Below are 18,677 nucleotides of genomic sequence, written 5' to 3' on the forward strand. Positions count from 1 at the left end.
CGCACCATTGGCCCGACGCTCAGGCCCGGGCGCGTTCTGAAGCCGAAACCGATGCCCGCGCCGCCGCCGTCAGGGCGGCGAAGATGCGTCGCTGGGCCTTGACAAGGAACAGATGTTCCGGGTGCCACTGGACGCCCAGGGCGAAGCCCGGGCCGGGGCTTTCGATCGCCTGGATCATGCCGCCCTCGTCGCGGGCGGCGACGTGGAATCCTTCGCCCAAACGGTCCACGGCCTGGCTGTGCAACGCATTGACCTTCAAGCGTTCCGCGGCCTCACCGCCACCCGCCACGCGGGCGAGGCGCGAGCCGGGTTCCAGCTGCACGCGGCGGCGGGGCAGGACGGTGTAGTAGCGGCGGGAGCGGGGATGGGCGGCGAAGGCGTCTCCGTGCAACGTGCCCCCGGCGGCGACGTTCAGCATCTGCGCGCCGCGGCAGATGCCCAGCACGGGGATGCCCCGGTCAAGAGCTGCTTCGGCCAGACGGCGTTCCATCGCGTCGCGGTCGGGGTCCAGTCTGGCCTCGACGATCCATTCGCCATCGTAAAGCGCCGGGGAAATGTCGTCTCCGCCGCCAATGATCAGCGCATCGACGGACCCGAGATCCGATGGCTTGCCCACCTGCCACCGGACGGCGCGTCCGCCGGTAAGCCACAGGTTGAAGGCCACCAGCGGAAAGATGCGCCAACCGGATCGCTGCGACGTTGTCACGGCGATCCGGGGCGCGTCGGCCGACACGCCGATCCGTGCCATGCGTTTGCGGGCACGGTCCAGCGCATCGAAGGGAATGCCGCGGGCCAGGGCTTCGGTCGTGCCCCAGCTCATGCCACGCAGCTGGCGCCACCCGCGGGGGCGAGCATCGCCTGTGCGCCCAGAAGGCGGGTGACTTCGGCATGGTAGATCGCGGCGTCCTCGCGGTCGGCATCGACGCCCATGTATTCCTGCCACACCTCGCCGAGCGTGGTCAGCAGGTGAGGCGAACGGGCGACCCGTTCCACCAGCACCCAGCGGCGCCATTCGTAGGCCAGGCTCCAACCCTGAGTACCCAGGCGACTGTCGGGCAGGCGGTAGTGGTAGGCCGGACGCGCGCGGACCGAGCTGTGATCGCTGTAGTACTCGGCGAAGATCTCGGGCCGGACCGAGGCCAGCGCTGGCAGCAGGTCGAGTCCGTGATTGCGCGAGGCGATATGCGTGCCGGTGATCCGGGCGAAGGTATCGATCCCCATGTCGGGGCCGTGCGCGACCAGATCATCGACATAGGTTTCCGGGAAGCGCTGCGTGAAGGGCAGCAGGCGGCGGCTGAAATCCAGCGGATCGCGGGTGCGCAACCACGGTTCGAGCAGGGCATAGGCCATCGCGATACGCGGCATGTCGGTGCCATCGTCCGGGTCGGCCAGTTCGGCGTTCAGGTGCAGCCCGAAGCCCCAGGCCAGCCCCTCGCCCGATCCCTTTGCGCCACGGGCCGTCAGCGCGGACAGCAGTGTTTCCATCAGCGGCAATGCGTTCTGGCTGACCGGTTCGGTCACGATTTCGACCGGGATCACCGACCGGCCCAGCGACACGACCGCATCCGAGAACATGCCTTCCGACTGGGGCCGGTACTTGCTGTCGAGATAGATATCGAGATCGCCGCAGTCGGAGCCCACGACCTTCCATTCGGCCGGGCCCATCCGTTCGGCCACGCCATGCAACGCAGCGGCGGCACAGCGCGCGGCCTTCTCCGGAGACAGGGAGCCGAACTCCACCTCGATCCCCACGCGGCGCGGGCGGGGTTCGGCGGGGTTTTCGGGCAGCGGCGGGTAGGCCAGACTGTTGGCGATGGAGGGGTGTGGTTTGCGGGCCACCGTGGCGCGTTCGAGCACACGGGCAGGTCCGGTGGGGGCGGGGCCATGGACAGGGCCGTGAAGGGCGCTGTGCGTCGGGGCGAACTCGGTCATGCTCATGTAACGTGAACGCCCCGGCGCGGAAATGGTTCCGTTCTATCGGTCGGGATCGAAAGCCTGAACGGGGAAATCTGCCGATACCGAATACGTCTCGTCCTCGATCTCGACCACGGCGTCGCTGTCGAGCTGTCGCGCGAAGGCGGTGATCAGCTGCGTGCCGAGACCGCTGGACAGCGTGTCGACCTGGTTCGTCTCGCGCGAGTCGGGGTCGGGATCGATCGAGTTCTTGACCGACAGGCGGATGCTGTCGCCGTCTTCCTGCCCCGTCGTGGTCAGGGACACGGTCAGCCAGCGATTGTCCGAGCTGTCGGGGCCAAGGTATTTCAACGCGTTGGTCACGGCTTCGACGGTCAGAAGCGCGAAGGGCAGGGCCTGGTCCGGGTACAGGATCACCGGGGCCAGTTCCATCGTCACCTGAGGCCGTTTCGACTGTCCGCCCGGCGACAGCTGGATCAGCGGGCCGATCACGTCGCGCAGCAATTCGTCGGCACGCACGCGGCCCAGCTCGGCCGCCTGGTACAGGCGCTGGTGGACGGTCGACATGCCCGAAACCCGCCGGTTGACGCTGGCCAGTGCGTTCGAGATCTCCATGTCGTCGGTGCGGCGGATCTGAAGGTTGATGATCGACGAGATCAACTGAAGGTTGTTCTTCACCCGGTGGTGGACCTCCTTCAGCAACACGTCCTTGTCATGGAGCGCGTCCATCAGCCCGGCTTCGTCGCGGATCAGGGTTTCGGCCACGGCCATGAACTCGGCCTCGATCGCTTCAAGCTCGTGGGGAAGGGTGCCTTCGGGCGCGGGCTTCGGCAATTCGCGGGTGCGCCCGAACCGCCGCATCTGCGCGCCCAGGATGGAAACGGGGCGGACAAGCTGGCGGTGCACCGCCCAGTAGACAAGGCCCAGCGACAGGACCCACATCAGCAGCGGGAAGAGTGCGGCGGATATGGCGGCGGCCCGCACGACAGTGGTGTCGCGCCGCGGCCAGACAGCCATGGCGAAAGCCGCGCCCGACAGGATCGGGACACCGGCCAGCACCTGGTTTCCGGTCTCGGCGATGCGGATGGAGCGGGTGCCGATCAGGCCGCTCTGGCTTTCGAATTCGGCGATCAGGGCGGCGCGAACCTCCTGCGGCGGCAGGGGGACGGTTTCGGGCTCGTCGTCGGTACGGCGCGATACGCCGGGATTGATCACCCCTCCGACGGCATTGACCACGAACAGATGCACCGGCCCCGCGGCGCTTTCATCGGCACCCGGTGCGACGCTGTCGTCTTCGTCGCGTTTCAGGATCACGGTCACGGCGCCCGTCAGGCGTGATTGCGCGCCGTTGTCGGTCAGCGCCCAGACCGGCAGCGAGACCACGACCTGGGGCGGAGTGTTGGTTTCGGGCGCACCCGGAATGCGGCGGATCGTCAGGATGCCCCGGCCGGCGGTGGCGGCATCGGGTGCGGCGCGGTTGTCCGACGCGCAGGGCGATGGCGGTTGCGGGCCGATCCCGGCAGAGGATTCCAGGGCGGTCTGCGCCTCGTCGACCGGCACGAAGCCGGCATAGGAGAACCGCCCGCGCGATCCGGTCACGAAGCGGGACATCAGCGCAGCACAGGCTTCGGCATCGGAATCGACCTCGGGCAGGACCGAGGCCAGCGTGCTGGCCGCCGCGCGCGCGGTATCCAGATCGTCACCTTCGGTGCTGGCGAATTCCTTCAGCCGGATCATGCGGTCGCGATAGGCGATTTCGTCAAGTTCGCTCTGAAGCCGCAGCGTTTGCGCCACGGCAATCAGCCCCAGCGGCAGCAGCGCCAGGGTCAGAACGATCCCCAGCCGGAAGGATAGCGACCGCCGCCATGACCGGCCCTGCACATCGATGACCGGGCTGCCCGATACACTGGCATGACCCGATCCCGCTTCAGTCGAATTCACGCGAGGCCGCTCCCGTTCCCGTTCACGACAGAGCGCGTCGCGGCGTCGGTCATGTCGAGCGTTTCATCGGGCTCGAGCCCCATCCGTTCGGCCAGAGCCAGACGGCCCCGGGCCAGTCGGCTCTTGATCGTGCCGACCTTCACGCCGCAGACATCGGCGGCTTCTTCGTAGGAGTATTGCAGCACGCCGATCAAGGTCAGAACCTCGCGCTGTTCGACGGGAAGCTTGGCCAGCGCCGTGCGCAGGTCCGTCATCTGCAACCGTCCGTCATGGGCCGGTTTTTCCGACAGCCGTCCCACCAGCGCGCCTTCGGCATCCTCCACCATGCGGCCCGCCTTGCGGCGGTCGGAATAGTAGGTGTTGCGCAGGATGGTAAACAGCCACGCACGCATATTGGTGCCGGTTTCGAACCGGTCCAGCGCCGACCATGCCTTCAGGACCGTATCCTGCACCAGATCATCGGCCTGGGCCGAGTTCCGCGTGAGGCTGAGCGCGAAGGCCCGCAGGACCTTCATGTGTGAAACAAGCTCTTCCTTGACCTGGGCCAATTCCGCCGGGTCTGTCCGTTTCGGTTTGGGTTCGGTCGGATGTCCGTCGCTCGGGCGGTCGCCGGCAGGGTGGACGGTTGTCATTGAGCGGTCTCCCCGTCGCTGCGTTGCGGCGCGGGCATGACTTCGGGCGCATCGATCTGGTCGAGCTGGTTCAGGAGGTTCAGGAGCCGCGGCGGCAGCTCCTCTTCTGCGTCTTCCTCGAAGACGCGGCGCAAGCTTTCGTCGATCTGCACGGCTGCAGTTCGTTTTTCCCTTTTATGTGGCATGTGGTCCCTTCGGCCCTTTTCGCTTTCGGCGGTCTGACGATCGTAGAAATTATCCGGCGTGTGGGGAACAAACGCCGCTGTCGCGAGTTTGTTCCGTGAAAAACGATGTTCTGGGAGAATAATTTTGACGACCTCCACCGACGCCGCACCCGGCAACAAGATGACGCTTTCGGATCTCATTGCGCCCCATCTGCCCTATTTGCGCCGTCATGCGCGGGCGCTGACGGGCGCCCAGTCGAGCGGTGATGCCTATGCTGCCGCCACGCTCGAGGCCATTCTGGCCGAACCGTCCTGCTTCGATGCCGCGACCATGGGTGGCAAGGCCGCCCTGTTTTCGGTGTTTCACGCGATCTGGACCGGCAGCGGCGAATTGCAGGCCGAGCCCGACGCCGGCCCCGCAACCCGCGCCAAGGCGCTGGAACGCTTGTCGTCGCTGACCTCGGGCAGCCGCGAGGCGCTGCTTCTGAACACGGTCGAAGGGTTCTCGATCGAGGACGTGGCGGCCATCATGAAGATCAACATCGACGAGGCGGCGACCCTGGTGGGCACCGCGCGGTCCGAGATGCACGAAGGCATGCAGGGCCGTGTCATGATCATCGAGGACGAGGCGATCATCGCCATGGACCTTGAAGGTATCTGCGCGATGATGGGACATTCCGTCACCGGCATCGCCCGTACGCGCTCTGCCGCCGTGTCGCTTGGCAAGGCGGAAAAGCCCGACCTGATCCTGGCCGACATTCAGCTGGCCGACAATTCCAGCGGGATCGACGCGGTCAACGACCTATTGCAGGAAATGCCCGAGGTTCCGGTGATCTTCATCACCGCCTTCCCCGAACGCCTGCTGACCGGCGAACGGCCCGAGCCCACGTTCCTGATCGCCAAACCATACGATTCCGATCAGGTAATCTCGGCCGTCAGCCAGGCAATGTTCTTCGCGTCGACGGAAACGCTGAACAACTGATCGCAGGGCCGCGACCTTAAAGCGGCCCTCACGCCCTGACAAACTTTTGGAGGCCCTTTCGGGGCCTGCAACCTCGCGACTTGACGACCGCGGGAGCTGGAGTTGATCCCATGGTATCGTCAAATGCGTTGGCCGCCGGTCGCCGAGATCAGGATCAAGGACGGGCGGCCGAGTTGCGCTTTTGATCTTGCAGCACTTCGAGCAAGCGTGCGACCCAGCCCCTGTTCGGGAAAAGCGTTACTTTCGCAAGCAGGGCGGGTTCGATCTTGTGCCTGCGGACGATGGTCATGAACATTTCGGCGCCGCTGTCCGTCTCGATCTCCTGCATCTGGCCCGCAGGTACAAAGGCGAACTGGCCCGACGATTGCGCTGTCCCATCTGCAGCGCGCCATCTCCATCCGCCCTTGGTTGTCAGAAAATGGACATCGTCTGTAACTGTATTGCCCGGAAGGTACGTGCCCGGCGTCAGCCTGAGATAGACGACGAGCGGTCCGTCCAACGCATTGTCGTGGACAAGCTTTGCATGAACCCCCGGCAGAACGTGCACTATTTCGCCGTCCCGCGGTGTATCGACGGCCACGGAACCTGGATTGAGGGTGGTGCATTTTTCCGAAGACATGTGTGGCAAACCTCGATTGTCTGAGACGATCAGTGTTACCCCGTGTCCTGAGGCTTTCACCGCGGCAGCACCCGGTTGCTTGGCGGAACGTGTGCCGCCGCTTTACCAGGTATTGCTATTGGACGAAGGCGAAAGGAACGTCCGCCATGCCGGGCGTTCCCGGACGATAGCGGACGTACCATCAAGCCGGTATCAAGACGCCGAAAGCGCGTGCAGCATCCAGGCCGATTTCTCGTGGAAGGCGGCGCGGGCCGTGGCCATGTCGGCGGTCACGGCGTCGTTGTTGCCTTCCGAAATCTCGATCACAGCGCGCAGGCGGTGCGCCAGACGGGTATGGTCGGCGGCCAGAGCGTTGCACATGTCGCCGGCGCTGGGACGGTCGCCCAGTTCCTCGACGACGGTTTCGCCCAGAATGGCGCTCATCTTCATCGGCGTCAGCAGCCCCAGCGCGCGGATGCGTTCGGCCAGCTCGTCGGCGGCCTGGAACATGTCCTCGTACTGCTCTTCGGTCAGGTTATGGACCGCGTAGAACAGCGGCCCTTCCACGTTCCAGTGGCAGATATGGGTCTTCAGCGTCAGCGCGTAGGTGTCGGCCAGAACGTCGCTCAGCGCGTTGGCAATGGTTTCGCTGTTCTTCACGCCGGAATGCGTGTCGATATCGTGCGGGACGACGTTTAGTGCGTCGGTCATGTCATGTCTCCTTCTTGTTCCTTCAGGGGTTGGCATCAAGGCCGCCGGTTACCGGCACCCTTGAAACCAGCGTCATACGCCGCGGCCTCGAATGGCGCGAACCACGAGGGTGACGACGAACAGGATGAGGAACAGCACAAACAGGATCTGCGCGATCCCGGCGGATGCGCTGGCAATACCGCCGAAGCCGAAAACGGCGGCGACGAGTGCGATAATGAGAAATGTGAGGGCCCAACCCAACATGGCGGTTTCCTTTTATGGTTCCGATGCGGCCTCGTGGGCCGATTGGAAAGGTAACGCCTTGATGAACACAAAGTTCCGGCGGGCCGTGCTGGATCTGGTGTCGGGGGGAGGGAGAGGCGGAGCGCAGAACCAGGGACAGGTGCTAGACGGCACGGCGCCCCGCCAGGCAGGTAATCTCCCACCTGATACATCAACTTCCCAGCCCGGCCGGGGTTCCCTTGGCGATCGGGATTTTTGCGCCCTGTGCCAAAACTTTCTTTCGTCAGGCCAAGACAATGTGGAACCCGCGCCGGTTCCGGGCGTTGTCCTTGCGAACCTGAAATGAAAAGGAGGCCCGTCATGAACTGGGACATCGTGCAAGGTAACTGGACTGAATACCAAGGCCGCGTGCGCAGCGCCTTCGGCAAGCTCACGGACGACGAAGTGCAGCAGGTCAAGGGCGACCGCGAACAGCTGGAAGGCCTGATCCAGAAGAAATACGGCAAGACCAAGGAAGAGGCGCACCAGGAAGTCGACAAGTGGCTTGAATCCGCCTGATACAGGCGATGCGTCGGATAAAGAGGCCCTCCCCCTTGGGGAGGGCTTTTTTGTGTTTGGAGGCGCATTCTGCGGTGTGCGAGGCTTGGAGCTTTCGGGCCCTGCCAACGGGCTCCGCAGGGGCCCCGGCCTTTATTCGGGAACGTCGATGTTGATACGCGTGATCGTGTCCCCGGTCCCGAACACCTTGACGAACAGGAACGTGCCGCACCCGCTCTGACAGGTCAGAAGGTTGCTGGCATAGGGCGCATGGTACGAGGAGACGTCGACCGTCGCCAGGTTGATCTGCCGGCGCATGTCCGCGCTGGCAAAGATCGGATCGTGGCTGTCATGGCCGTGCTGAACCCCGTGGATGTGATAGTTCTCGCGGTCCTGCGCCAGAAGCGCGGCGAGCGTGTCGTGCCGGACGCCGTCGGAAGTGTAGTAATCGTCCGTGCCCAGATCCGCGCGGTACTGTGCCAGCAGCTGCTCCTGCGCACGGCCGGGCGACGGAAGCAGGGCGATCGCGCAGACCAGAACAGAAGCAAGATGTCGAACCGCTTGCAGTCTGGCCATGGCTCCGCTCCACAGAAAAGGCGATCATCGGTTGTCCCTGTCCGCGCAGGGTCAGAGATGCCTAATCCGTACAGAACGCCGCGATCCGACGCAAATCCCGCGTGGGTCTAGCCGGCCCCTTCGGTCACGATGACATGGGAAACGCGGCCTTTCCTGGCGAAGACCTCGACATAGATGGGGAAGGTGCGCGAGCCGTTGCGGATGCGGTTTGCCGCGTTGGCGAAGAAATCCGCGTCGTAGATGCATTTCCCCGCGATCATGGCGCGCCGTTCAGTGGTGTTGAAGAACGGATCGCCGCTGTCGTGTTCTTCGCGCCGGCCCAGCTTGTGCCAGTTCGCGCGGTCCTGCTGCACCATTGCGCACAGGTCGTCCAGCGGTTGGCCACTGGTATTGTAGGCATCCGGCGGCCCCAGCAGCGACAGGTATTGTGCCACAAGGGTATCCGCACGGGTTGGCGCGGCAACGGCAAGCAGCAGGGCTATGGCAAGGGCAGGCACGGCTTTGATCATGAAACGCTCCGGTCAGGTTGCAGGACAGGGTGTGCCATCATCAGATTGGCATGCGGTTAATCCGTGCACGACTTCCCAGAAAAAAGCCCCGCCTCTGAATAGAGGACGGGGCGGGGCGCTACGCTGGACGGGACGAAGCGCCGAGGCCGGTCGCGGGGGAAGCGACCGGGGGGAGGGAGAGGATATCAACCTGTCAGGCGACGCCTCGGCTGCCGCGGGGGCCGGCGATCAGCCAGATGATGAAGCCGATCAGCGGCAGGATGATCACCAGAAGGCACCAAAGCACCTTTTTCCCGGTGCTGGCACCCGAGCCGATGATCGAAACGATCGCCCAGATGTCGAGCGCAAGCAGGATAAGCCCGCCGATTCCCGTCACTTCCAACATATTTTGTCCCTTTCACAAATTCTGTTCTGGATTGTTAACCGTCGCTGCCCAGAAAGGTTCCGGTAACGTTTCAATAAAACGTCCTGACCCGGCGATAATTCGGACAATCCGGCCGGGTTTCGGAATGTGTTTCCGGTTGTTTCAGCCTTTGATATGCAATTCGAACAGCAATTGCCGGCCCGTCTTCCGGCGAAGTTCCGGACATAAGGGGTTGCGCGCGCATGGCTCCCCGTGGCGTGGTTCTGTCTGGGAAGAGGAGACCGCCAGATGCCCGAGGAACCGCAGGTGCCCGATTGCGCGCCCACGATCCGTGTCGTTGCCATGCCGGCCGACACCAACCCGGCCGGGGATATCTTCGGCGGCTGGCTGATGTCCGAAATGGACAAGGCTGCCGGCACAACCGCCGCGATGCGCGCGCATGGACGCTGTGCCACCATCGCCATCGACAAGGTAACGTTCCTGCTGCCGGTCAAGGTGGGGGACGAGGTGTCGGTCTATACCGACATTGTGCATGTGGGCCGAACCTCGATGAACATCCACGTCGAGGCCTGGCGCCGCACGCGCTATGGCAGCGCCAGCCAGAAGGTGACCGAGGCGACCTTTACCTTTGTCGCGCTCGACGAACACGCGCGCCCGCGGCCCATCGAAGGCACCTGAAGGGCCCCGTGCCGCAACGGCCCGCTTTGCGGATTGACGCAGGAAGCGTACGCTGGCCCCGAGGAATTTCGGACCGGACGTCCGGGGGAGGAGCACGACATGAACAAGCATTTCACCATGAAGGACAGCGTCAGCGAGGCCGAATGGGACCTGCGCTGCCAGCTTGCGGGGCTTTACCGCCTTGTGGCGCATTACCGGATGACGGACCTGATCTACACGCACATTTCCGTCCGTGTGCCGGGGCCGGAACATCACTTCCTGATCAACAACTATGGCCGCATGTTCTCGGAAATGCGGGCGAGCGACCTGGTGAAGATCGACCTCGACGGCAAGCCGGTCGACGGGGACACTCGTGACGTGAACGCGGCCGGGTTCGTGATCCATTCGGCCATCCACGCCGCGCGGGAGGACCTGATGTGCGTGGTGCACACCCATACCGCCGCCGGCATCGCCGTGTCGGCGCAGAAGCACGGGCTGTTGCCGCTGTCGCAGCACGCGCTGAAATACTACGGGCGGCTGGCCTATCACGATTACGAAGGCATCGCGCTGGAACTGGACGAACGCGACCGGCTGGTGGCCGACCTGGGCCAGCACCGGGCGATGATCCTGCGCAATCACGGCCTGCTTGTCGGCGGCCGCACGGTGCCCGAGGCCTGGGATCACATCTACTTCCTGGAACGCGCCTGCCAGGCACAGCTGGCCGCGATGACCGGCGGGGCAGAACTGATCCTGCCGCCGGAGGAGGTCTGCAAGCACACCGCCAGCCAGTACCAGATGGACACGCCCGAACCCTCGCGCCTGACCCAGATCGCGTGGGAGGCCTCGCTGCGCGAGATCCGGATCGAGGACACCGACGCCTATTCCTGAAGCGCCGGGCTGCGCGTCCGAATGCTGTAATCAGCGTTATGGTAAGTGGCGGAAGAACCGGTAGCGGGTCTGGCTGCGGTACTTGTCGCCCGGTCGCAGGATCGCGTTCGGGAACTCGGGATGGTTCGGCGCGTCGGGCCATCCTTGGGTTTCCAGCGCCAGCCCGGCATTCTTGCCGTAGACCCGGCCATCGAGCCCCGATCCGGTGTCGAGATGCGCGCCGTCATAGACTTGCAGGCCGGGCTCGGTCGTCTGGATCGTCATCGACAGGCCGCTTGTTGCCCCGTCCACGCGGGCCACTTGGGTAAGGTCGCGGCGGGCAGAGGCAAGGCACAGGTTGTCGTCATAGCCGCCCGGCGCGATGCGGCGCGGCTGGCGGAAATCGAACGCGGTGCCATCGACCGGGGCGATCTCTCCGGTCGGGATCAGGTCGTCATCGACCGGCAGGTGATGCGCGGCGTCGATCTGCATCCGGTGGCCAAGGATGTCGCCCGCGCCGTCGAGGTTGAAGTACCCGTGATGGGCGAAGCTGCACGGCGTGGGCGCATCCGTGGTGGTGGTGATGTCGAATTCCAGCACGCCGTCACCGGGCAAGGCGCAGAGCGCCGACACGGTCATGTTGCCGGGAAAGCCCATCTCTCCGTCCGCAAGATCCAGTTCGAACCGCACGCTGTCGGCGGTCAGATCGGCGATCCGCCAGATCCGGGCACCGGCGCTGATACGCCCGCCGTGGAGCGTATGGCGGCCGCGGAAGTTCGGATCGGTTTCGAAGACCTGCCCGTCGATGGAAAACCGCGCCTGCCCGATCCGGTTGGCGAAGCGGCCGACGATGGCGCCGAAATACCGCATCGGGCCAAGGTACGGCGCCAGTTCGGGCGAGCCCAGGACAAGCGGGTGATCGACGCCGTCCATCCGAAGATCCTGCAAGGTGGCGCCGAAGGTCAGGAACGACCCCGTCAGGCCGCCGCCGGAAATGGTCACGCGGTCGACCTGCTCCCCGTCGGGCATGGTGCCGAAGGTTTCGATCCCCTTCATGCGATCACCTTGTGTTCGGCCTGTCCCATCACGCCCGGGTTCGTGCTGTAGGTCAAGCCCTGGGCGGCGTCCGGGTCGCTCAGCCCCTGGCGGGCGGTCGTGATGTACATGATGTCCAACTCCGGGCCGCCGAAAGCCGGGCACGTGGACTGGCTGCCGGGGACCTTGATCGCGCGGTCGAAGGTGCCATCGGGCCGGTAGCGGGCCACCTGCCCCGCGCCCCAATGCGCGTTCCACAGGCCGCCTTCGCTGTCCACCACGGCGCCGTCGGGTTTCAGGCCGTCTTGGCGGAGATCCACGAACACTTCGGCCGGGCCTTCGGGCCAGCCTTCGGCATCCAGCGGCTGGACCATGATCTGTTCCGTCACCGTATCGGCATAGTAGGCCAGCCGTCCGTCCGGGCTGAAGCACATCGCGTTCGGCACCGTGACCTGCGAGACCAGCCGTTCCACCGCGCCGCGATGAAAGCGGTAGATGGCACCCGCCTGGGCCTCGGCATTCTTGCCCATTGTCCCGATCCAGAACCCGCCCATCGGATCGGCCCGCCCGTCATTGGACCGGGTGACAGAGTTCCCGGGTTCGAGCGGCACGACAAGCTCGTGCGCCCCGCTTTCGATGTCGAAGCGGCGCAGCCCGGTTTCCGTGGCGATCAGCAGGGTCTGGCTGTCGATCCACCCGGCGGCCGAGCTTTGTTCCTTGAACTGCCAGTCAAGCTGCTCGTCATCCTTCCGCGACAGCAGGCGCTTGCCGGTGATGTCGAACCAGAAGAACTGCTGCCGTTCGGGGTGCCACAGGGGGCCTTCGCCCAGCTGGCAGGGGCGGTCATCGTACATGGTGGTTGTCATCCGAACACCTCATCATAGCGAGCGACGAGGTATTTCGCGCGTTTCGCGACCTCGTCCGCAGGGTCGCCGGGGCGGTAGAGCGCCGAGCCGATCCCGAACCCGTCGGCCCCCGCGGCGTGCCAGTCGGCGAAGTTGGACGGCCCGGCACCGCCCACGGCGTAAGCTTGCGTGCCTTCGGGCAGAACGGCGCGGATCGCCTTCAGCCCGTCCGGGCCGATCAGCGATCCGGGGAAGAATTTCAGCACGTCGGCGCCAGCGCGGAGCGCGGTGAAGCATTCCGTGGGCGTCATCACGCCGGGACAGGATGTCATGCCCGCGGCTTTCGAGGCGGCGATGACCTCCGGGTTGCAATCGGGCGACACGACCAGCCGCGCGCCCATGTCGGACAGGCGCGCCACCTGGTCGGGCGCCAGAACGGTGCCCGCGCCGATCAGGGCGCTGTCACCGAAACGGTCGACCAGCAGACCGATGCTTTCGAACGGGTCCGGCGAATTCAGCGGCACTTCGATCGAGGTGATCCCGGCCGCGATCAGCCCATCGGCGATGGACAGGACATCCGCCGGGGTGACGCCCCGCAGGATGGCGATAAGGGTGCGGCTCATGACGTGACCTCGCTCAGGGCGGCATGGGCGGTGCGAAGGCCGGACAATGTCATCTCGCGCGCGTCGTTGCGGGTCACGGTGGTTCCTTCCTGTCGCAGGGCGCGGGCATAGAGATCGGACAGCGCGTCCGCCCCCACGATGCCCACGGGACGATCCTGCCAGATCCCGCGCATCGCCGCCAGTTCCGCCCCGATCAGGCCGCCCGACAGGCGCGACCGGGCCACGCCCGGCGCGGGGTCGCCCAGCAACGCTTCGGCCCGCAGCGGGAACAGGCGCGATACCCAGCCGGCGGGATCGGCCAGTGCATCGTGCACCGCCGCATCAAACGCATCATCGTTCCAGCCCGCGCCCACCGAATGCCGCAGGACGGACTGGTCGGCGAGCAGGGCGAAAAGCTCCCCCGTCATAGAGGTCGCGAAGCCCTGCACCTGGCCACCGGCGACGCGCGCCCATTTCACATGGGTGCCGGGCAGGCACAGGACGCCGTCGAACCCGGGGTCTTCACGCAGGACGCCCGCGATCTGGGTCTCCTCGCCCCGCATCACGTCGGCCGGATCGGCCTGCGACAGGCCGGGCAGGATGTGGACGGAAAGCCTGGGATCGGCGGTTGGGACATGCACCGCGCCATGGGCGGCCGGGGTGCAGGGAACGGGCAGATACGGTGCCTCGCGCCAGCCTTGCCGGGCGCCGGCCATGCCGCAGATCACGACCGGCATCGTGCCCGACGCGGGCAGGAATTCGCTGGCAAGCTCCAGCAACGCGGCCTCGAACGCGCCGGGTTGCAGGCGGCCCATGCCGTTTTCGGACTGGCGTTCTTCCAGCACCCGGCCTTCGGCATCCATCGCCCAGAGGCGCAGGTTGCTCGTCCCCCAGTCGCAGCCGATCCAGCTGGCCGTCACGCCGTGCCCCCCGACAGCCGCGCGACCGACAGGCGCAGGAGCCCCTTCTGCAACACGATGAACAGAAGCAGCAGCGCGCCGATCACGATCTTCGTCCACCAGCTGGAGAGCGAGCCGTCGAAGACGATATAGGTCTGGATCAGGCCCATCGTCAGCACGCCGATCAGCGTCCCGAAGACGTACCCCGCCCCGCCCGACAGGATCGCGCCGCCGATCACGACCGCCGCGATGGCAGTGAGTTCGGTGCCCACGGTCGCCAGCGGATAGCCGGACCCGGTGTAGATCGAGAACACGATGCCCGAGAGACCGGCCATGAAGCCCGAAAACGCGTAGATCCCGACGGTCGTCTGCGCGACCTTCACGCCCATCAGCTTGGCTGTCTGTTCGCCGCCGCCGATGGCGAAGACGCTGGCGCCAAAGCGGGTGCGGTGGGCCACGATCATGCCGACAAGGACAGTGATCAGCATGACGACCCCGATCAGGGTCAGGCGCCCCTTGCCCGGCATCAGGTAATAGGCCTTCTGCAACATCTCGAAGAACGGATCGTCGATGGGCACCGAATCGATGGTCAGCATGTAGGCCGCACCGCGGGCCAGGAACATGCCGGCGAGCGTCACGATGAAGGCGGGCATGGCCAGCACGTGGATCAGCCCGCCCATCGCGGCGCCGAACGCCGTGGTGACGATCAGCAGCAGCGCGAAGACGATCATCGGATGCAGGTTCGTGTCGCGCAGCAGGACGGCGATGAAGACGCCGGAGAACGCGATGACCGATCCGACCGACAGGTCGATGCCGCCCGACAGGATCACGATGGTCATTCCGACGGCCACGATGCCCAGGTAGGCGTTGTCGGTCAAAAGGTTGCCCAGCACCCGGGTCGAGGCCATGAACGGGAACTGGATATAGCAGATCACGCAGGCGACAAGGAAGATCGCAATGGTAGCGAACAGCGGCAGCAGGCGGGGGTTCGTCATTGTGCGTCCTCCTGCACGCGGCCCGCGGGCTTGGGTTCGCGCCGCGCGGCGCGCCATGTTGTCCATTCGGCGGCCATGCGTGGGCTTTGCAGGACAAGGATCACCAGCACCAGCGCGGCCTTGATGACAAGGTTGTATTCCGACGGGAAGCCCGCCAGCAGGATGCCGGTGTCGATGGTCTGGATGATCATCGCGCCCAGCAGCGACGCGGCGACGGAAAAGCGCCCGCCCAGAAGCGAGTTCCCCCCGATCACCACGGCCAGGATCGCATCAAGCTCCAGCCACAGCCCGGCATTGTTCGCGTCTGCGCCGCGAATGTCGGCGGCGGTGATGATCCCCGCCAGCGCGGCACACAGGCCCGAGGCCATGTAGACCGCGATCAGCAGCACGGTGGCGTTGATGCCCGCAAGGGCCGAGGCGCGGCGGTTGATGCCGATGGATTCGACCAGCAGGCCAAGCGCCGTGCGCCGCATCAGCAGCGCCACGGTGATGCCGGTCACGACCCAGATCACGGCGGGCACCGGCACCGTCAGGAAGGTGCCCGAGCCGAACCACGAAAACCCGTCATGGGTGAAGGTCAGGATGCGGCCTTCGGTGATCAGCTGCGCGATGCCGCGCCCGGCGGTCATCAGGATCAGCGTGGCCACGATGGGCTGGATGCCGATGATCGCCACCAGCGTCCCGTTCCAAAGCCCTGCCACCAGCCCGGCGGCGATGGCCAGCGCGACCGCTCCGCCAAGGCCAAGCCCCTTGTCGATGGACCACGCGGCGACCGCCCCGCAGATCGCCATCACGGTGCCCACCGACAGGTCGATCCCCCGCGTGGCGATGACCAGCGTCATGCCGATGGCCAGAAGCGCCACCGGCGCGCCACGTTTCAGGATGTCGATGATCGGGCCGACCATCCGGCCGTCGATCAGGCGGATTTCGACGAAGCCGGGAAAGAACACCGACACCAGCGCGACAAGGGCGGCCAGCGTGATCAGTTGCGGGGCCAGTGCGGTCAGCGAACGTCGCATCAGGCGACCTCCCCGATGTCGTCACGATGCGCAATGGCATGCACGATGGTGTCGGTCCGGATGTCCGACCCGGTCAGTTCCGCCACGTGCCGCCGGTCGCGCACCACGATCACGCGGTCGGAGACGGCGATAAGCTCGTCAAGCTCGGACGAGATCACCAGAAGCGCCATGCCTTCCGCCGTCAGTTCATGGATCAGCCGCAGGATCTCGGCATGTGCGCCCACGTCAATGCCGCGCGTCGGTTCATCGAGGATCAGGAACCGCGGGTTCATCGCCAGCCAGCGGGCGAGAACGACCTTCTGCTGGTTGCCACCTGACAATTCGCCCACCCGCTTTTCCGCGTCGGAGGTGCGGATATCCAGCCGCTCGATATACATGTCTGCCAGCCGCGCCTGTTCCGCCCGCGGGATGGGCCGGGCCCAGCCCCGCGCGGCCTGCAGTGCCAGCGCGATGTTCTCGCGCACGCTCAGGTCGGCCACGATGCCGTCGGTCTTGCGATCCTCGGGCGCGAAGCCGAAACCCGCGGCGATGGCCTTGCGCGGGGTATCGAGCGGCACGTCGCCGTCGGTATCCGTGGCCGTCCCGCCAGAGCGCAGGCCGAACAGGAATTCCGCGCTTTCCGTCCGGCCGGATCCCAGAAGCCCGGCCAGCCCCACGACCTCCCCCTGCCGGACGTCCAGATCGAAGGGGTGTACCACCCCTGCCCGCCCCATCTGGCGGAACTTCAGCATCTCGGGGCGCTTGGGCGCGCTGTCGTCATGGGGGGTGGCGTGATCGTCCACTTCGGTTTCCAGCGCATGGCCCAGCATGTGTTCGATCAGCTTCACGCGGTCGAGCTCGGCGATGTCTTCCGTCACCACGTGGCGGCCATTGCGCAGGACGGTCACGCGGTCGGACAGCTCGAACACCTGGTCCAGGAAATGCGAAACGAACACGATGCCCAGGCCCTTTTCACGCAGGCCCCGGACGACCTCGAACAGCATCTCGACCTCGCGGGCGTCAAGGCTGGCGGTGGGTTCGTCCAGGATCAGCACCTTGCCCGAAAGCGCCACGGCGCGGGCGATGGCCACGATCTGCTGGATCGCCACGGAGTACAGCCCCAGATCGCGCGTCACGTCGATGTCGAGCCCGTAGGCCTCCAGCATCGCGTCGGCCTGCCTGGTCATCGCGCGGGTCTGGATCATGCCCATCCGCCGCGGTTCGCGCCCGAAGCACAGGTTCTGCGCCACGGTCAGGTTGGGCAGGAGGTTGACCTCCTGGTAGACGGTGCCGATCCCAAGCTCCTGCGCCTCGGAGGTCGAGCGGGGCGAGATCTTTTCACCGTCCAGCGTAATGTCGCCGCCATCGGGGCGGTAAGCGCCCGTCAGGCACTTGATCAGCGTCGACTTCCCGGCGCCGTTTTCCCCCAGAAGCGCGTGCACCTCACCCGCCTTCAGGTCGAAACGCACATCGTCGAGCGCGAGCGTGCCCGGAAACCTCTTGGTCAGTGACCGTATGCTCAGCAGCATGCCTTCCCCCCCTGGCAAGACGCAGGCCGCAACCGGCCTGCGTCTCTTTCATGTGACCGGGATCAGTAGCCCAGGTCTTTCCGGCTTTCGTATTCGCCCTGCGGATCGTCGGCAGGGGTGTAGAGCTTGGAGTCCGTCTGGATGAATTTCGGCGGCACGGTGCCGTCCTTCCAGTAGGCTTCCAGCGCGTCGAAAGCGGGGCCGGCCATATTCGGCGTCAGTTCCACCGTCGCGTTGGCTTCGCCTGCGGCCATCGCCTTGAAGATGTCCGGCACGGCATCGATCGACACGACAAGGATGTCTTCGCCCGGTTGAAGCCCGGCTTCCTTGATCGCCTGGATCGCACCGACGGCCATATCGTCGTTATGGGCATAGAGCGCACAGATGTCCTGGCCGCCGTTTTCGGCCTGCAGGAAGCTCTCCATCACTTCCTTGCCCTGCGCGCGGGTGAAGTCGCCGGTCTGGCTGCGCACGATCTCGATGTTGTCGTGGCCTTCGATGCCCTGCTCGAACCCGGTCTTGCGGTCGATGGCGGGGCTGGAGCCCGTGGTGCCCTGAAGCTCGACCACGCGGCAGTCTTCGCCCTTCACGGTGTTGGCCAGCCATTCGCCGGCGACCTTGCCTTCATGGACGAGGTCCGAGCCCACGGCCGTCAGGTACAGGTCGTCCGGGCTGTCGACCTGGCGGTCAAGCAGCACGACCGGGATCTCGGCTTCCTTGGCTTCTTCCAGCACGCTGTCCCAGCCGGTGGCGACGACGGGCGCCAAGAGGATCGCGTCGACACCCTGGGCCACGAAGGACCGGATGGCGGCGATCTGGTTTTCCTGACGCTGCTGCGCATCGGAAAAGCGCAGGTCGATGCCGCGCTCTTCGGCTTGCTGTTTGGTCAGCGTGGTTTCCGCGGCACGCCACCCGGATTCCGAGCCGATCTGGCTGAACCCGACAGTCTGAGCCTGCCCGACACCGGCGGTGATCGCCAGTGCGGCTGCGGCCGAAAGCAATGTCTTCAATGTCATCGGTCTTTCCTCCCTACGAAGTGTACCGGAAGTTTCCGGAGCAGTCCGATCGCAGGCCAATCCCGCGATCGAATTCTTGGTGCC

At 65.5% G+C, this 18,677-nt stretch carries 23 protein-coding genes; 4 read left to right on the plus strand and 19 right to left on the minus strand.

Going from position 1 to position 18,677, the window contains the following annotated elements; all coding sequences use genetic code 11:
- Positions 1-19: 19 nt before the first annotated feature.
- The 5 genes from D4754_RS08175 to D4754_RS24355 form a co-directional block, all read right to left on the minus strand.
- Positions 20-748, minus strand: coding sequence for a gamma-glutamyl-gamma-aminobutyrate hydrolase family protein (locus tag D4754_RS08175; protein WP_121062707.1), 729 nt, complete (start codon positions 746-748; stop codon positions 20-22).
- Positions 749-816: 68 nt separating this feature from the next.
- Positions 817-1,938, minus strand: coding sequence for an amidoligase family protein (locus D4754_RS08180; protein WP_121062529.1), 1,122 nt, complete (start codon positions 1,936-1,938; stop codon positions 817-819).
- A 36-nt stretch (positions 1,939-1,974) separates the two neighbouring features.
- On the minus strand, positions 1,975-3,855 hold the full coding sequence (locus D4754_RS08185; RefSeq protein WP_121062530.1) for a sensor histidine kinase: 1,881 nt from the start codon (positions 3,853-3,855) through the stop codon (positions 1,975-1,977).
- Positions 3,852-4,487, minus strand: coding sequence for an RNA polymerase sigma factor (locus D4754_RS08190; RefSeq protein ID WP_121062531.1), 636 nt, complete (start codon positions 4,485-4,487; stop codon positions 3,852-3,854). Before D4754_RS08190 ends, D4754_RS08185 begins: the two co-directional genes overlap by 4 nt.
- The gene (locus tag D4754_RS24355) at positions 4,484-4,810 is read right to left on the minus strand and encodes a NepR family anti-sigma factor (protein ID WP_240453804.1); all 327 of its coding nucleotides are present in this window, start codon (positions 4,808-4,810) and stop codon (positions 4,484-4,486) included. Before D4754_RS24355 ends, D4754_RS08190 begins: the two co-directional genes overlap by 4 nt.
- A gap of 22 nt (positions 4,811-4,832) precedes the next feature.
- On the opposite strand from D4754_RS24355, the gene D4754_RS08200 reads away from it, so the two are divergent.
- Positions 4,833-5,633, plus strand: coding sequence for a response regulator (locus D4754_RS08200; protein WP_121062708.1), 801 nt, complete (start codon positions 4,833-4,835; stop codon positions 5,631-5,633).
- Between the two features lie 154 nt (positions 5,634-5,787).
- Here D4754_RS08200 and D4754_RS08205 read toward each other — a convergent pair whose 3' ends face one another.
- The 3 genes from D4754_RS08205 to D4754_RS08215 all read right to left on the minus strand — a co-directional run bounded on the left by D4754_RS08205 (position 5,788) and on the right by D4754_RS08215 (position 7,185).
- Positions 5,788-6,252, minus strand: a complete 465-nt coding sequence (locus tag D4754_RS08205) for a cupin domain-containing protein (RefSeq protein ID WP_121062533.1) — start codon at positions 6,250-6,252, stop codon at positions 5,788-5,790.
- A gap of 192 nt (positions 6,253-6,444) precedes the next feature.
- The gene (locus D4754_RS08210) at positions 6,445-6,942 is read right to left on the minus strand and encodes a Dps family protein (protein ID WP_121062534.1); all 498 of its coding nucleotides are present in this window, start codon (positions 6,940-6,942) and stop codon (positions 6,445-6,447) included.
- Between the two features lie 72 nt (positions 6,943-7,014).
- Positions 7,015-7,185 (minus strand): DUF1328 domain-containing protein, encoded by a 171-nt coding sequence (locus D4754_RS08215; RefSeq protein WP_121062535.1) that lies wholly within the window; start codon positions 7,183-7,185, stop codon positions 7,015-7,017.
- Positions 7,186-7,524: 339 nt separating this feature from the next.
- Here D4754_RS08215 and D4754_RS08220 point away from each other — a divergent pair, with 339 nt between their 5' ends.
- Positions 7,525-7,722, plus strand: a complete 198-nt coding sequence (locus tag D4754_RS08220; protein ID WP_121062536.1) for a CsbD family protein — start codon at positions 7,525-7,527, stop codon at positions 7,720-7,722.
- A 132-nt stretch (positions 7,723-7,854) separates the two neighbouring features.
- On the opposite strand, the gene D4754_RS08225 is transcribed toward D4754_RS08220, so the two are convergent.
- The 3 genes from D4754_RS08225 to D4754_RS08235 form a co-directional block, all read right to left on the minus strand.
- A complete protein-coding gene (locus D4754_RS08225) occupies positions 7,855-8,277 on the minus strand; it encodes a hypothetical protein (RefSeq protein WP_121062537.1) in 423 nt (140 codons plus the stop codon).
- A gap of 107 nt (positions 8,278-8,384) precedes the next feature.
- On the minus strand, positions 8,385-8,786 hold the full coding sequence (locus tag D4754_RS08230; protein ID WP_121062538.1) for a hypothetical protein: 402 nt from the start codon (positions 8,784-8,786) through the stop codon (positions 8,385-8,387).
- Positions 8,787-8,979: 193 nt separating this feature from the next.
- Positions 8,980-9,171: a PLD nuclease N-terminal domain-containing protein gene (locus tag D4754_RS08235; RefSeq protein WP_163025837.1), complete on the minus strand. Its 192-nt coding sequence runs from the start codon at positions 9,169-9,171 to the stop codon at positions 8,980-8,982.
- Between the two features lie 267 nt (positions 9,172-9,438).
- Between D4754_RS08235 and D4754_RS08240 the strand changes: the two genes are divergently transcribed.
- Entirely contained in the window at positions 9,439-9,828 is a 390-nt protein-coding gene (locus D4754_RS08240; protein ID WP_121062539.1) for an acyl-CoA thioesterase, read from the plus strand.
- Positions 9,829-9,927: 99 nt separating this feature from the next.
- Positions 9,928-10,695 carry a class II aldolase/adducin family protein gene (locus tag D4754_RS08245; RefSeq protein WP_121062540.1) on the plus strand — a complete coding sequence of 256 codons (768 nt, stop codon included), beginning with the start codon at positions 9,928-9,930 and terminating at the stop codon, positions 10,693-10,695.
- Between the two features lie 36 nt (positions 10,696-10,731).
- Here the strand turns inward: D4754_RS08245 and D4754_RS08250 are convergent, their stop codons facing one another.
- From D4754_RS08250 to ytfQ, 8 genes are all read right to left on the minus strand, one after another.
- Complete coding sequence (locus D4754_RS08250) at positions 10,732-11,730, minus strand: aldose epimerase family protein (RefSeq protein ID WP_121062541.1); 999 nt, start codon at positions 11,728-11,730, stop codon at positions 10,732-10,734.
- A complete protein-coding gene (locus tag D4754_RS08255; protein ID WP_121062542.1) occupies positions 11,727-12,575 on the minus strand; it encodes an SMP-30/gluconolactonase/LRE family protein in 849 nt (282 codons plus the stop codon). Before D4754_RS08255 ends, D4754_RS08250 begins: the two co-directional genes overlap by 4 nt.
- On the minus strand, positions 12,572-13,177 hold the full coding sequence (locus tag D4754_RS08260; protein WP_121062543.1) for a 2-dehydro-3-deoxy-6-phosphogalactonate aldolase: 606 nt from the start codon (positions 13,175-13,177) through the stop codon (positions 12,572-12,574). The genes D4754_RS08255 and D4754_RS08260 overlap by 4 nt, the downstream gene beginning before the upstream one ends.
- Complete coding sequence (locus tag D4754_RS08265; protein ID WP_121062544.1) at positions 13,174-14,076, minus strand: 2-dehydro-3-deoxygalactonokinase; 903 nt, start codon at positions 14,074-14,076, stop codon at positions 13,174-13,176. The genes D4754_RS08260 and D4754_RS08265 overlap by 4 nt, the downstream gene beginning before the upstream one ends.
- A complete protein-coding gene (yjfF, locus tag D4754_RS08270; protein WP_121062545.1) occupies positions 14,073-15,050 on the minus strand; it encodes a galactofuranose ABC transporter, permease protein YjfF in 978 nt (325 codons plus the stop codon). The genes D4754_RS08265 and yjfF overlap by 4 nt, the downstream gene beginning before the upstream one ends.
- Positions 15,047-16,069 (minus strand): ABC transporter permease, encoded by a 1,023-nt coding sequence (locus D4754_RS08275; RefSeq protein ID WP_121062546.1) that lies wholly within the window; start codon positions 16,067-16,069, stop codon positions 15,047-15,049. Before D4754_RS08275 ends, yjfF begins: the two co-directional genes overlap by 4 nt.
- Positions 16,069-17,577 carry a sugar ABC transporter ATP-binding protein gene (locus tag D4754_RS08280; protein WP_121062547.1) on the minus strand — a complete coding sequence of 503 codons (1,509 nt, stop codon included), beginning with the start codon at positions 17,575-17,577 and terminating at the stop codon, positions 16,069-16,071. Before D4754_RS08280 ends, D4754_RS08275 begins: the two co-directional genes overlap by 1 nt.
- Before the next feature lie 62 nt (positions 17,578-17,639).
- The gene (ytfQ, locus tag D4754_RS08285) at positions 17,640-18,593 is read right to left on the minus strand and encodes a galactofuranose ABC transporter, galactofuranose-binding protein YtfQ (protein ID WP_121062548.1); all 954 of its coding nucleotides are present in this window, start codon (positions 18,591-18,593) and stop codon (positions 17,640-17,642) included.
- Positions 18,594-18,677 lie beyond the last annotated feature (84 nt).

It is taken from the genome of Chachezhania antarctica (assembly GCF_003646465.1).
GTDB classification, from domain to species: domain Bacteria; phylum Pseudomonadota; class Alphaproteobacteria; order Rhodobacterales; family Rhodobacteraceae; genus Chachezhania; species Chachezhania antarctica.

Coding starts and splice junctions, on each gene's coding strand:
- ytfQ (WP_121062548.1), bottom strand. CDS start 18,593: ATGACATTGAAGACATTGCTTTCGGCCGCAGCCGCACTGGCGATCACC.
- D4754_RS08215 (WP_121062535.1), bottom strand. CDS start 7,185: ATGTTGGGTTGGGCCCTCACATTTCTCATTATCGCACTCGTCGCCGCC.
- D4754_RS08200 (WP_121062708.1), top strand. CDS start 4,833: ATGACGCTTTCGGATCTCATTGCGCCCCATCTGCCCTATTTGCGCCGT.
- D4754_RS08240 (WP_121062539.1), top strand. CDS start 9,439: ATGCCCGAGGAACCGCAGGTGCCCGATTGCGCGCCCACGATCCGTGTC.
- D4754_RS08220 (WP_121062536.1), top strand. CDS start 7,525: ATGAACTGGGACATCGTGCAAGGTAACTGGACTGAATACCAAGGCCGC.
- D4754_RS08175 (WP_121062707.1), bottom strand. CDS start 748: ATGGCACGGATCGGCGTGTCGGCCGACGCGCCCCGGATCGCCGTGACA.
- D4754_RS08250 (WP_121062541.1), bottom strand. CDS start 11,730: ATGAAGGGGATCGAAACCTTCGGCACCATGCCCGACGGGGAGCAGGTC.
- D4754_RS08225 (WP_121062537.1), bottom strand. CDS start 8,277: ATGGCCAGACTGCAAGCGGTTCGACATCTTGCTTCTGTTCTGGTCTGC.
- D4754_RS08260 (WP_121062543.1), bottom strand. CDS start 13,177: ATGAGCCGCACCCTTATCGCCATCCTGCGGGGCGTCACCCCGGCGGAT.
- yjfF (WP_121062545.1), bottom strand. CDS start 15,050: ATGACGAACCCCCGCCTGCTGCCGCTGTTCGCTACCATTGCGATCTTC.
- D4754_RS08205 (WP_121062533.1), bottom strand. CDS start 6,252: ATGTCTTCGGAAAAATGCACCACCCTCAATCCAGGTTCCGTGGCCGTC.
- D4754_RS08275 (WP_121062546.1), bottom strand. CDS start 16,069: ATGCGACGTTCGCTGACCGCACTGGCCCCGCAACTGATCACGCTGGCC.
- D4754_RS08230 (WP_121062538.1), bottom strand. CDS start 8,786: ATGATCAAAGCCGTGCCTGCCCTTGCCATAGCCCTGCTGCTTGCCGTT.
- D4754_RS08280 (WP_121062547.1), bottom strand. CDS start 17,577: ATGCTGCTGAGCATACGGTCACTGACCAAGAGGTTTCCGGGCACGCTC.
- D4754_RS08255 (WP_121062542.1), bottom strand. CDS start 12,575: ATGACAACCACCATGTACGATGACCGCCCCTGCCAGCTGGGCGAAGGC.
- D4754_RS08180 (WP_121062529.1), bottom strand. CDS start 1,938: ATGAGCATGACCGAGTTCGCCCCGACGCACAGCGCCCTTCACGGCCCT.
- D4754_RS08190 (WP_121062531.1), bottom strand. CDS start 4,487: ATGACAACCGTCCACCCTGCCGGCGACCGCCCGAGCGACGGACATCCG.
- D4754_RS08245 (WP_121062540.1), top strand. CDS start 9,928: ATGAACAAGCATTTCACCATGAAGGACAGCGTCAGCGAGGCCGAATGG.
- D4754_RS08235 (WP_163025837.1), bottom strand. CDS start 9,171: ATGTTGGAAGTGACGGGAATCGGCGGGCTTATCCTGCTTGCGCTCGAC.
- D4754_RS08210 (WP_121062534.1), bottom strand. CDS start 6,942: ATGACCGACGCACTAAACGTCGTCCCGCACGATATCGACACGCATTCC.